The 12277-nt window shown below is 67.9% G+C and carries 8 protein-coding genes; all 8 read right to left on the bottom strand.

What is annotated here, in order from left to right; genetic code table 11:
- Positions 1-23: 23 nt before the first annotated feature.
- The 8 genes from GGQ89_RS11295 to GGQ89_RS11260 all read right to left on the bottom strand — a co-directional run bounded on the left by GGQ89_RS11295 (position 24) and on the right by GGQ89_RS11260 (position 12194).
- Complete coding sequence (locus GGQ89_RS11295) at positions 24-1109, bottom strand: DUF475 domain-containing protein (protein WP_076718250.1); 1086 nt, start codon at positions 1107-1109, stop codon at positions 24-26.
- Between the two features lie 163 nt (positions 1110-1272).
- Positions 1273-2034, bottom strand: coding sequence for an IclR family transcriptional regulator (locus tag GGQ89_RS11290; RefSeq protein ID WP_240456373.1), 762 nt, complete (start codon positions 2032-2034; stop codon positions 1273-1275).
- Between the two features lie 146 nt (positions 2035-2180).
- On the bottom strand, positions 2181-3884 hold the full coding sequence (gene nagE, locus GGQ89_RS11285; RefSeq protein ID WP_184105860.1) for an N-acetylglucosamine-specific PTS transporter subunit IIBC: 1704 nt from the start codon (positions 3882-3884) through the stop codon (positions 2181-2183).
- The gene (gene ptsP / locus GGQ89_RS11280) at positions 3881-6331 is read right to left on the bottom strand and encodes a phosphoenolpyruvate--protein phosphotransferase (RefSeq protein ID WP_184105859.1); all 2451 of its coding nucleotides are present in this window, start codon (positions 6329-6331) and stop codon (positions 3881-3883) included. Before ptsP ends, nagE begins: the two co-directional genes overlap by 4 nt.
- A 56-nt stretch (positions 6332-6387) precedes the next feature.
- A complete protein-coding gene (galA, locus tag GGQ89_RS11275; protein ID WP_184105858.1) occupies positions 6388-9291 on the bottom strand; it encodes a beta-galactosidase GalA in 2904 nt (967 codons plus the stop codon).
- Positions 9288-10427, bottom strand: coding sequence for an N-acetylglucosamine-6-phosphate deacetylase (gene nagA, locus GGQ89_RS11270; protein WP_184105857.1), 1140 nt, complete (start codon positions 10425-10427; stop codon positions 9288-9290). The genes galA and nagA overlap by 4 nt, the downstream gene beginning before the upstream one ends.
- On the bottom strand, positions 10424-11464 hold the full coding sequence (locus GGQ89_RS11265; RefSeq protein ID WP_076716720.1) for an SIS domain-containing protein: 1041 nt from the start codon (positions 11462-11464) through the stop codon (positions 10424-10426). The genes nagA and GGQ89_RS11265 overlap by 4 nt, the downstream gene beginning before the upstream one ends.
- The gene (locus GGQ89_RS11260) at positions 11457-12194 is read right to left on the bottom strand and encodes a GntR family transcriptional regulator (RefSeq protein ID WP_056438491.1); all 738 of its coding nucleotides are present in this window, start codon (positions 12192-12194) and stop codon (positions 11457-11459) included. The genes GGQ89_RS11265 and GGQ89_RS11260 overlap by 8 nt, the downstream gene beginning before the upstream one ends.
- Positions 12195-12277: the final 83 nt, after the last annotated feature.

The following is a 12277-nucleotide window of genomic DNA, read 5'->3' as shown; positions in this document are numbered from 1 at the left end:
CCGCAAGCGACACGATCGCGGCGTCAGTCGCCGATCGGCTTCCCCGCCGCCCGCACCGGATCACCACCATGCGGCAGATCCTGCGGCGCCTTGCGGTTGCTGCGGACCGAGGCCCAGAAGGCCAGACCGATCAGCGTCGCGCCGATCAGGCCCGTGATCGTCTCCGGAATGTGGAACCGCACCGACAGCAGCATGATCGTCGCCAGCGCGACGATGGCATAGAAGGCGCCGTGCTCCAGATAGCGATATTGCGCGAGCGTGCCGTGATCGACCAGCATGATCGTCATCGAACGGACGAACATCGCCCCGATGCCCAGGCCCAGCGCGATGATGAACAGATTGTTCGACAGCGCGAACGCACCGATCACCCCGTCGAACGAGAAGCTGGCATCCAGCACCTCGAGATACAGGAACGCCGCGAAGCCCGACCGCGCGGCCGCGCCCGTCGCCGCATCGCCGTCGCTGCCCAGCAGCACGCCGATGGCATGGACCGCGATATAGGTCAGCAGGCCGAAAATCCCCGAGGTGATGAAGGTCATCGCGTCGTCTGCCGGGATGAACCGCGAAATGGCATAGAGCGCCAGCAGGACGATGCCGGTCGCCAGCCCCGAAATGTCCCGCAGCGCGGCCAATGGGCGTTCGATCACGGGCAGCCAATGCTCCTCCTTCTCGTCGTCGAGGAAGAAGTTCAGGCCGACCATGGCCAGGAAGCTGCCGCCGAAACCGGAAATACCGACATGGGCGGAGGTGATGATCTGCTCATACCGCACCGGATCGCCCGCCGCGAGCTTCACCGCCTCGATCGGCCCCAGATGTGCCGCGATCGCGACGATGGCGAGCGGGAAGACGATGCGCATCCCGAACACGGCGATGATGATGCCCCAAGTCAGGAAGCGGTGGCGCCATTTGTCGTCCATGTCGCGCAGCACGGTCGCGTTGACGACGGCGTTGTCGAAGGACAGCGACACCTCCAGCACGCCGAGCACCAGCACGATCCACAGGATGCCGAGCGTACCGGGGACCGTTCCCGTGCTCTGAAAGCCCAGCCAGGCGGCGATGGCCAGGCAGAGCAATGTGAACAGAAGCGATCCCTTATAATATTTCAACAGCAACTGACGGTCCCCTGTACCTGTCCGATCGATCGCATGGCGTGGCGCTCCGACGATCGGGACTAAAGTCCGGCTTGTCGGATTTGTTCAATCGGTCACCGACCCTATCGCCGCGAAGAGGCGCCGGGACAAGTCGGGATCAGGCCGCCGTCAGGCGCGGGCTTCAGATACGGGCGTCGTTTCCGATCAGCTGTTCGGAAATGCGCGTCGCCGTCGCGCGCAGCACCGCCAGCGCCTGGTCGACATCCACCGTCGCGTCGGTAATGCGGATGAAGGGCACGGTCAGCACGGCGACGGCACGCCCGCCGCGCATGATCGGCACGGCGAGTTCGACCATGCCGGGCAGTTCGGCGCTGTCCGTCTGCACAAAGCCCTGAGAGCGAATTGCATCCGTCGTCGCGATCAGGGCCGCACGACGCTCATCCGACAGGGGCGGGTCGAACAGGCCGTCCCATTCGGCCCGTGTCTCATCCGGCTGGAAGGCATAGAGCAACTGCCCCGACGGGGTTTCATGGATCGGGCGGCGATAGCCGACACGCACCGAGAAGCCGACCGAGGTATTGGCCTCCATTCGCGCGATGACCGAGGATGCCGCGCCGGAGGGAATGGCGAGGTAGCAGGACTGGCCGATACGGTCGGACAGCATCCGCATTTCGGGCAGGGCCTGTTCCATCTGACTGCGCACCGGCGGACGCTTCAGCCCCAGATGGAACAGGCGAGAGGTCATGACATAACCGTCGGGCCCCTGCGAAACATAGCCGCGATGTTCCAGCACCTGGATCATCCGGAACAGCTCGCCTGTCGACCGCCCGAGACGGGTGACGATCGCGCTCATCGTCAAGGGCAGGTCCTCGGCGGCCAGCAGCTCCAAGATATCGAGCCCTTTTTCCAGCGCCGGGGCGCGGTAGAGCCGCTTATCGTCCAAGACTTCTGGCGCTTCGCTGACCAAAAATTCCCTCCGTCCCGGTCACCGTCCAAACGCGACCGTCATCCATTCTCATTAGCCGATACGCGCGCCTATATAGCCTGCGCTTGAGGCGGCAATATGATTAACGTCAGGATGACAGTAATTTAATCAATCAGAATGTGGACGATGTCGGGCGCCACCGTCGCGATCGTCCTGGCCTGGCCCGGTGCCGTTCCGACCTGACGGGCGGGATCGACAAGGACGACGCGCCAACGTCCGGCATGGTGGCTGGCCGAGACGATATTGTCCGCGCCGCCCATGGCTCGCACGAGCGTATCCGACAGACTGGTCTGCGCCTTGGCGGCGACCTCCTGGACCGGTGCGGCCGTGACCGAAGCCGCCGCGCGGGCGGTGGCGGCGATCGGCCCGGACTCGACGGCGGCGCGCATTTCCATCGCCACGGCGTCGGCAATCGGACCCAGCACGACCTGAACGCCGCTGGCCGAGGGACGCAGGATACCGCGTGCGCCGAGCCGCTTGAGCGCGGGCTCGTCGACCTGGGCGGGATCGACCACGATCAGGCGCAGGCGGGTGGTGCAGGCCGCGATCTCGCTGAGGTTCGTGCTGCCACCCATCGCCGCGACGAAGGATGCCCCGCGCCCGCCGGCGATCTCGGTCGCCTCGCCCTCAGCCGCGGCTTCGACCTCACGGCCCGGCGTCTGCAGGTTCCAGCGGCGGATCGCGAAGCGGAACACCGCATAATAGATCAGCGCATAGGCCGCGCCGATCGGCAACAGCATGAGCGGCTTGGTCGCCTTGCCGAAATTGATGACGTAATCGAACAGACCGGCCGAGAAGGTATAGCCCAGCCTTACGCCCAGCGCGTTCATCAACGCTTCCGACAGACCGGTCAGGACCGCGTGGAAGGCATAGAGGACCGGCGCCAGGAACATGAAGCTGAACTCGATCGGCTCGGTCACGCCGGTCAGGAACGACATCAGCGCCAGGCTGAACAGCATGCCTCCGACCGCCTTTTTCCGCTCCGGCAGCGCTTCATGATACATGGCCAGACACGCGGCGGGCAGGCCGAACATCATGACGGGGAAGAAGCCGCTCATGAACGCGCCTGCGGTCGGATCGCCCGCGAAGAAGCGGGTCAGGTCGCCCGTCTTGCCCTGATAATCGCCGACCACGAAATAGGCGACGGTGTTCAGGATGTGATGCAGGCCGGTGACGACCAGCAGGCGATTGAGCACGCCAAAGGCGAACAGCCCCAGCCCGCCCGCCTGGACGATGCCTTGGCTCATGGCGTCGATGCCCGCATTGACCGGCCCGAACGCCATGCCCAGCAGGGCGGCGAGCCCCAGGCCCGCAATGCCCGAAATGATCGGCACGAAGCGACGGCCACCGAAAAAGGCCAGATATTCCGGCATCTTGATGGTGGCGAAGCGGTTGTAGAAATTGCCGCCGATGAGCCCCGCGACGATGCCGACCGGCACGTCGAACCGATGGACCGACTTGGTCCGCCACGCCGCCTCGACGGTCGCGGCGATGTCCTTGGCCAGTCCGGCTCCCGTCCCGGAGGGCGGCACGATCAGGGTTTCGGCACCCTTGATGGTGACCAGGTAGCAGGTGATGCCCGCCAGTGCCGCCGCGCCATTGCCGTCACGGGCAAAGGCGGTGGCGACACCGACCGCGAACAACAGGCCCAGATTGTCGAAGATCGCATTGCCCGCATTCGCCATGAAGGCGATGTTCAGCATGTCGGGCTGGCCCAAGCGCAGCAACAGGCCCGCGACCGGCAGCACCGCGATGGGCAGCATGAGCGCTCGCCCGAGCGATTGGATGGTGGCCATGGGCGAGCTCATGCGCCGATCTCCTGAAGCATAGTCGTGATGTGCGCGCGGACCGCCGCCGCCGAGGGGAGCGCCAGCGCGGCAATCGCGGCGGCGCGGCATTTCACCATGTCGAGCGTGCCGACCAGCGCCTTGATCGCCGCCACCCGCGCCGGGGGCACCGACAATTCGCTGACGCCCAGGCCCAGCAGGATCGGCACCGCCAGGCGATCGGCGGCCAGCGAACCGCAGACGCCGACCGGCGTGTCGTGCCGCGCCGCGCCGTCGCAGGTCGTGCCGATCAGACGCAGCACCGCCGGATGCAGCCCGTCGACCCCCGCCGCCACGGCCGCATTGCCGCGATCCATGGCCAGCGTATATTGGGTCAGATCGTTCGTACCGATTGAGAAAAAGTCCGCCTTACGCGCGAGAATATCGGCAGAAATCGCGGCGGCGGGCGTCTCGATCATGACGCCGACCTCGGCTTTGCGACCGTGGCGCTCGACGACGGCGCGAACCGCCTCCAGTTCGGACAGGCTGGCGATCATCGGCGCCATGATCCGACACGGCTGGCGCACCGCCAAGATCGCAGCCACCTGATCTTCCAGCAACCGCGGATCGGCGAGCGACACGCGGATGCCGCGCAGGCCCAGCGCCGGATTCTCCTCGACGGGCAAGTCCATATAGGGCGCGGGCTTGTCGCCGCCGACATCGAGCAGCCGGACGATCATCGGCCGGTCGCCCAGTGCATCGGCGATCGCCTGGTAATCGCGGGCCTGTTCGTCGCGAGTCGGCGCGGTGGCGCGTTCCAGGAACAGGAATTCGGTGCGCAACAGGCCGCAGCCCTCCGCGCCCTCGGCCACCGCCGCCTCGGCATCGGCGACCGAGCCCAGATTGGCGAACATCTCGATCCGGGTGCCGTCCGCCATGCGGCAGGGCCCCTGCGCGGCGCGCGCCGCCTCCATCTCGGCCTTGCGGCGGGCGATGGTGTCGCGCACCTGACCCTGTGCCTCCGCATCGGGTTCGGGGTCGATCAGGCCGCGATCGGCGTCGAGCACGATGATCCGGCCATCCTCCAGCGCGGCCAGCGGCTCACCAAAGGCGACCGCCATGGGCAGGCCCATGCCCGCCGCCAGGATCGCCGCATGCGAGGTCGGCCCGCCCTTGACCAGCGCGATGCCCGCCACGACGGCGGCGTCGAGTGCCGCAACCTGGCTGGGCAGCAAATCCTCGGCGACCAGGATCGCGCCCTGCGGGACGCTCGGCCCTTCGATGGGTAGGCCCGCCAAGGCTGCAAGCACATGGCGTTCCAGATCGCGCAGATCGTCGGCGCGCTCGGCGATACGGCGGTCGCCGCTCGACAACAGGACCGCGACCTGCTCGGAGATCGCTTCCTGCCACGCCACGCCCGCGCTCATCCCCCGGCCGATCATGGCCAAAGCGGCGTCGGTCAGCGTCGGATCGGCCAGCATCGCGCCATGCGCGGCCATCACCCCGCCGCGTGCGCCACCAGCGGCGGCCGCCCGGGCCAGGCCTTCGCGCACCGTGTCGAGCGCCTCGTTCAAGCGGGTGCGCTCTTCCTCCTCGGTACCCGCCCGCGTCTCGACCGGAATGGCGGCACGGGTCAGCCGGTGGATCGGCCCGACCGCAAGGCCCGGCGCGGCGGGCACACCGCCCAGCCCCGGCCCCTCGCCGCGTACCGGCTCGGGCACATCGACCGGCGTTTCCTCGGGCGTGGCGTCGTTCAGGAAAGCGATGACCTCGGCCAGGGCAGCGGCGGCCTGTGCCCCGCTCGCCTCGATCCGCACGGTCGTGCCATGGCCCAGACCCAGCCCCAGCAGACCGACGGCGCTCAGTGCCGAGGCATGGCGGTCGCCGTGATACAGGGTGACGCGCGCGTCATGCTTGCGGACCGCCTCGACCAGCCGCGCGGCGGGACGGGCGTGCAGGCCGTGCGACAGTGCGACGACCGTTTCCTCGACCAGCATGTCGCCGCCGATGTCGGCATCGACCGTCTCGACGCCCAGCGGCACGACGCGCAGCAGCGGATCACCGACCGCGACCAACCCCTTGGCGATGGGCTCGACGGCATAGCGGGTGGCATCGGCGACGATGATCGGCGTGACGACAGCGGGGGCGTTCTGGACCAGATAGTCGAGGTCGAAGCGGATCAGCGGCTGGCCCGCCAGCACCTTCGCGCCAGCCTGTACCTGCGGCGTCAGCCCCTTGCCGCCCAGCGACACGGTGTCGATACCGATATGGCAGATCAGCTCATAGCCGTCGGTGCTGCGCAGCGTGACCGCATGGCCCGCCTCATGCACCGTCAGCACGGTCGCGTCGCAGGGCGCGCACAGCGCGTCGTTGACCGGATCGATCGCGACACCGTCGCCCAGCATCTTCTCGGCAAAGACCGGGTCCGGCACTTCGGCGAGCGGCGTCACCCAGCCTGCCAGCGGCGCAAAAACGGTCAGGTCACTCATCGCACGTCACTTTCGCCAAACTGCATTCCTTCCCCGTGAGCGTCCCCCGCACGCCTTCAGCGTGGGCGGATCGTCACCCGGCCCAGCAGGCCGCTATCGATATTGCCCATCCCCGCGACGATCAGCGCGACGGTCCGCTTGCCCGCGCCGGACGGCAGGGTCGCCGTCATCGGACCGGGCTTGGGATCGCGCTTCTCCGCGACCAGCTGCCCATCGACCCACAGGCTCGCCATGCCGCCGACCGAAGCCAGCCGCAGTTCGCCGCCCCGTGCCGCGACCGCCCGCCGGGGCGTGACGACCGCGCGATAGACGCGCCAGCCCGCCCCCTCCGCCGGGGTCGGCGTACCCGCCTGGACAAAGGCCCAGCCATTATTGTCGCTGGCGGCGGGTGCGAGGTCGGGCGACGGCCTGGTCGCCAGCAGCGGCGAGCGCCGCCATTCGCGCACGTCCATATCGCCGTTCATCACCGCGACCTGCGCACGCGGCATCACGCCCAGCCGGTCGAGCTTCAGCGTGGCAGGCTTCAACCCGTCCGCCGTCGCGCGAATGGTGATCCGCCCGCGCCCGATATCGGGCCGCACGATCATCTGGGCGAGGCCGTTGAACAGCGAGCGCTGATTGCCCTTTTCAGGCTCATGGCTGTTGGGATCGCCATTGCCGACCCCGATGATCGCACCGCCTTCGATGGTGAAGCGGGTCATCAGATTGGCGGTCGGGACGTGGCGGCCCTTGGCATCCACGGCATCGATGGTGATCGCCTGCGCGTCCTCGGTATCGCCCGCCATCACCGTGCGCGCCGGGGTCAGCCGAAGGGCGACCGGCACACCAACCGTCTCATGCGCGGCACGCGCAACTTCACGGCCGCCGCGATAGGCGATCGCCTCGATCCGGCCCGGCGCATAAGGGATAGTGCACTCATTTCCCATCAGCCGGTCGACCACCGCCTCGCCCACGGTCTTCCCGTTCAGGCGCAGAACGACTCGCTCGCCATTGGACAGGACCATGACCTTGGTCGGCTTGCCTTCGCGCCCCGGCCAGCTCCAGTGCGGTGCGATCGCGACCACCGGCTGGTCGTCGACCCAGGCGGCGCGGTGGATGTCGAAGGCGGTCTTGGGAAAGCCGCACAGATCCATGATGCCGAAGAAGCTCGCGATGCTCGGCCATTCATAGGGCGTCGGCTCGCCATGATAGTCGAAGCCGGTCCACACGAAGCCACCCGCCACGAAGGCGCGCTCGGCGATCTTCTTCCACGCGCTCCGATGCGTGTCGCCCCAGCTTGCCGCCTCGACGTCATAGCTCGACGCGATGTGGCGGGCCGGATCGCTCTCGAACGCGCCGCGCGTCATGAAGGCGCTGGTATCCTCCGAGCTAGTCATCGGCTTGGCCGGGTTCAGCTGGTGATAGCGGTCGTAATCGCCCTGATAATAGTTGAACCCGGTCACATCGACGACCTGCGCGACGTTGACCGGATTGAAGAAGGCGCCGTTCATTGCCGCCGTCACCGGGCGGCTGTCGTCCAGCGCGCGGACCCAGTGCGCCATGCGCTTGACCATCTCGACGCCCGCAGGCGTGCCCTGCATCGGCTCTTCGTTAAAGACCGACCACATGATGACGCTGGGGTGGTTGCGATCGCGCCGGACCAGCCATTCCAGCTGCGCGCGATATTCGGGCGCGGGATTGAACTGCCGGTTCTCGTTCATCACGAGGAAGCCCAGCCGGTCACACCAGTCGAGCAATTCCGGCGTCGGTGCATTGTGGCTGGACCGGATGGCGTTGCAGCCCATCGCCTTCAGCCGGTCGAGCCGCCAGCCGAGCAGCGCATCGGGGATGGCGGTACCGACGCCCGCATGATCCTGATGCAGGCACACGCCCTTCAGCTTGACGGGGCGGTCGTTGAGGAAAAAGCCGTTGGCCGCGTCGAAGCGCAGCGTACGGAATCCGATCGGCACCCGCCGCTCGTCCGCCACTTGTCCATCGCGCACAAGCCGTACGTCGAGCGTGTAGAGGGTCGGCCGCTCGACCGACCAGAGCATGGGGTCGGCGACCGGTAGGTCGAGCGCGGCCTTGCCCTCGTCCAGCGCGGGCACCGTCGTCTGTGCCTGTCCCTGCGCGACCACCCTGCCCTGCGGATCGAGCAGGCGCGCCTCGACCGTGACCGCGCTGTCGGTGTCGACGATGCTGGTCAGTGTCGCCGTGACGGGGACATGCCAGCCGGACTCGCCCTTGCGCGGATCGCCATGAACGCCGTCGGTCGCGATCGAGACCGGCGCATAGTGGCCCAGCCAGACATGGCGATAGAGTCCGGCGCCTTCATACCACCAGCCTTCCATTGCCTCCGCATCGACGCGGACGGCAACGACATTGGCCTCGTCCCCGAACCGCGCGAACGGGGTCAGGTCGATGCGGACCGCGTTATAGCCAGAGAAATTGTGCGAAACGACACTGCCATTGACCCAGATCGTGGCGTTCGTCGCGATGCCGCCGAATTCCAGCTCGATCCGCCGTCCGCGCAAAGCCGGGTCGAGGCGGAAGCTGCGTCGATACCAGCCGATCCCGCGCGGGCGGTAACCTTGCGCGACATTGGCGGTCTTTACGAAGGGCTGGAACGAGGCCCAGTCATGCGGCAGGTCGACCGACTGCCAGTCGCTGTCGTCATAATCGACCGCCGCCGCGCCGCGCCCATTGCCCGCCTTGACCGACAGATAGGTCGCGTTGTGCGTGTCGAGCGGCGCAGGCTCGACATCGCCTTCATGGAACACCCAGCCACGATCCATCAGGACTCGGGCCGCATCCTGCACCGGCAGCGCGGGCGGAAGCTGGTCCACGGGCTCGGGCATGGGCAGCGCGCCCGCGCCGTCCGCCGGGCGGCGACTGGCGGCGAAGGCCGGGACGGGCGCCATGCCGCCCGCCAGCCCCACCACCGCGCTGCCCAGCAGAAGGTCGCGGCGCGCGACCGTCATGCCGCGACCGGCTCCGCCGAGGCGATACGCGTCTCGACCGGCTTGAGCGCGGCGTCGAGCACCACCCAGTCGGCGCGCAGCCCCTGGGCCAGCGCCCCGCGCTCATGGCCGAGGCCAAGGAACGCCGCCGGATGCGTCGCGGCCATCGCCGCCGCCTGATCGACGGTGATGCGCAGCTGCTCGACCGCGTTGGCGACCGCCGACCCCATATCGAGGTCCGAGCCCGCCAGCGTGCCGTCGGTATAGGTGCACTTGCCGCCCGACACGTCGATATGACGGCCGTGGAGCACGAAGTCCTTCTCGACCGCACCAACCGACGACATAGCGTCCGTGACGAGCATCAGCTTGTCGAACGGCCGCGCCTTCATCGCCAGCCGGAGCATCGGCGCGGAGACGTGGAAGCCATCGATGATCAGCCCCGCATAGGGCCGCGGATCGTCGAGCGTCGCGCCCGCCAGACCCGGCACACGCTGCTGCATGGCAGGCATCGCGTTGTACAGATGCGTGACGCCGACGACGCCCGCACCGAACGCCTCGACCGCCTGCTCATAGCTCGCCTCGCTATGGCCCGCGCTGACCAGCACGCCCGCTTCCGCCAGACGACGGATGGTGGCGACCGGCACCCGCTCGGGCGCGATGGTCAGCATGACCTTGCCCTTGCGGGGACGGGTCAGGACGGCGATCATCTCTTCGTCCAGATCGCGGAAGCGCGTCGGATCGTGAATGCCCTTGCGCGCCGGGTTCAGCACCGGGCCCTCGATATGGATGCCGACGATGCCGGGCACCTTCGCCTCGATCGCCTCGTCGATCGCGTCGAGCGCGCGGGCAATCTTATCCGGCGTCTCGCTGACCAGGGTGGGCAGCATCGCGGTGGTGCCATAGACGGCATGCGCCGCCGCCATGGTCGCAATGCCGTCCACGTCGAGACGGTCGTTGAACAGCACGCCGCCGCCGCCATTCACCTGGGTGTCGATATAGCCGGGCACGACCCAGCCGCCGTTCAGGTCGATCGTGTCGGTGGAGCCGTCCACGGCGCCGATCGAGGCGATACGGTCGCCGTCCAAAACGATCTCCGCACCCGGCAGGACGCCGCCCTGGGTCGCGACATGGCCGTTGACGAAACGGAAACGGGTCATAGCGTGCGGGTCACTTTCTGCAGATGCGGCGGCGAGTCGGGGTCCATGCCACGGGCGAGCGCCAGCGCCTCGACCATGCGGTAGAAGCTGGCGAGCATCGCAATCGGCTCCAGCGCGGGATGGCCTGCGACCATCGGCAGCGCACCACCCTGCCCCGCGACGAACGGCTTGGCGCCGCGGCCCTCGAACTGGTCGGCGACCGCCTTCACATCCTCGCCCGCCACGTCGGAGGTGGCGAAGCCCAGCACCGAATAGCCGGGCTCGACGATACGCATCGGACCGTGGCGCACTTCGGCGGCGCTGAACGGCTCGGCCTGGATCGAGCAGGTTTCCTTGAGCTTCAGCGCGGCTTCCTGCGCGACGCCGTAGCCGTAACCGCGACCCAGCACGAACATCTGGCTAACCTCGCGCAGTCCCTCAACCGCCGAGGACCAGTCGAGGCCCAGCGCCTGTTCGACCTGACCGGGCAGATCGCCCAGGGCGGCCTCCAGCGTCTCGTCGCCAGCCCAGGCGGCGGCGAGCTGCGCCAGACCCGCCAGCGCGGTCAGGCAGGACTTGGTGGCGGCAACGGCCTTTTCGGGACCGGCCGACAGCGGCAGGAAGGTGTCCGCGCCGGTCGCCAACGGCGACTCCTCATCGTTCACGAGCGCGACGATATGCGCGCCGCCCGCACGATAGGCCTCGACCGTCGCCAGCAGGTCCGGGCTGCGCCCCGACTGCGAGATGGCGATGACCAGCGCACCCTGTACCTTCATCGGCGTCTCGAAGATCGATGCGACCGAAGGCGCGGCCGACGACACCGGCACGCCGGTCTTGGTCTCCAGAATATATTTGCCATAGGTCGCGGCGTGGTCCGACGACCCACGCGCGATGGTGATGATCACCGGCGGCGGGGCGGCACGCAGCCGCTCAGCCAGCGCCCGGACGGTCGGCGCATTGCGCGCCAGCAGCCGGGCGATCGCCTCCGGCGCCTCCCCCGCTTCCGCTCCCATCAGGGTGCTGGTCCCCGCACTACCGGCGGTCATCACATCAGACATCGGTTAACTCCGCGACGAAATCATAGGCATCGCCGCGATAGAAGGACTGGGTATATTCCACCGCCCGTCCATCGCGTAGAAATCCGCGCCGTTCGATCAACAGGCCCGCATGGCCCGGATCGACATCCAGCATCTTGGCATGATCGGGCCCGAACGGCACCGCACGCAGCCGCTGCAACGCGCGCACCGGCCGGTTGCCGGTCCGCTCCAGCGCCGCATAGAGCGAGCGGTCGACCGCCTCGATCGAGGGCAACGCAAAGCCCGCAATGGTCGACACCTCGATCGCCATCGGCACCTCGTCGGCGAAGCGCACACGCTGGAAACGATAGACCGGTGCCCCCGGCGACAGGCCCAGCGACAGCGCCTCTTCCGGCGTCACCGTTCCCGGCGCACGGCTGACCCACTGGCTGCTCGGCGTGCGGCCGCGCGCGATCATGTCTTCGGAGAAGGAGGACAGCTTGGAGAAGCTCTTCTCCACGCGCCCCGCGACGAAGGTCCCCGCGCCGCGCCTGCGCGTCAGCAGCCCTTCCTCGACCAGTCCGCCGATCGCCTTGCGCACCGTGATCCGCGACACGTCATATTCGATCGCCAGATCGCGCTCGGCGGGGATCGCATCATCCTCGGCCAGGACATTGTTGGTGATCGCATCGCGCAGCAACTGCTGGAGCTGGAGGTATAACGGCGCGGGGTTCCCCTTTCGGAAGGAGCCGACCTGCGCCGAGAATGTCATGGCCGCGCCATCCCCCTTTGCCCGGGCGTCGCTCATGCCACGCCCCGCTTCGTCAACAGGCTTATCGCAGCCGAACCAAGCGA

This window comes from Sphingomonas yabuuchiae, assembly GCF_014199595.1.
Lineage (GTDB): Bacteria > Pseudomonadota > Alphaproteobacteria > Sphingomonadales > Sphingomonadaceae > Sphingomonas > Sphingomonas yabuuchiae.
This window is presented reverse-complemented; position numbering and strand designations above follow the sequence as displayed.

Coding starts and splice junctions, on each gene's coding strand:
- galA (WP_184105858.1), bottom strand. CDS start 9,291: ATGACGGTCGCGCGCCGCGACCTTCTGCTGGGCAGCGCGGTGGTGGGG.
- ptsP (WP_184105859.1), bottom strand. CDS start 6,331: ATGAGTGACCTGACCGTTTTTGCGCCGCTGGCAGGCTGGGTGACGCCG.
- GGQ89_RS11265 (WP_076716720.1), bottom strand. CDS start 11,464: ATGTCTGATGTGATGACCGCCGGTAGTGCGGGGACCAGCACCCTGATG.
- nagA (WP_184105857.1), bottom strand. CDS start 10,427: ATGACCCGTTTCCGTTTCGTCAACGGCCATGTCGCGACCCAGGGCGGC.
- nagE (WP_184105860.1), bottom strand. CDS start 3,884: ATGAGCTCGCCCATGGCCACCATCCAATCGCTCGGGCGAGCGCTCATG.
- GGQ89_RS11260 (WP_056438491.1), bottom strand. CDS start 12,194: ATGACATTCTCGGCGCAGGTCGGCTCCTTCCGAAAGGGGAACCCCGCG.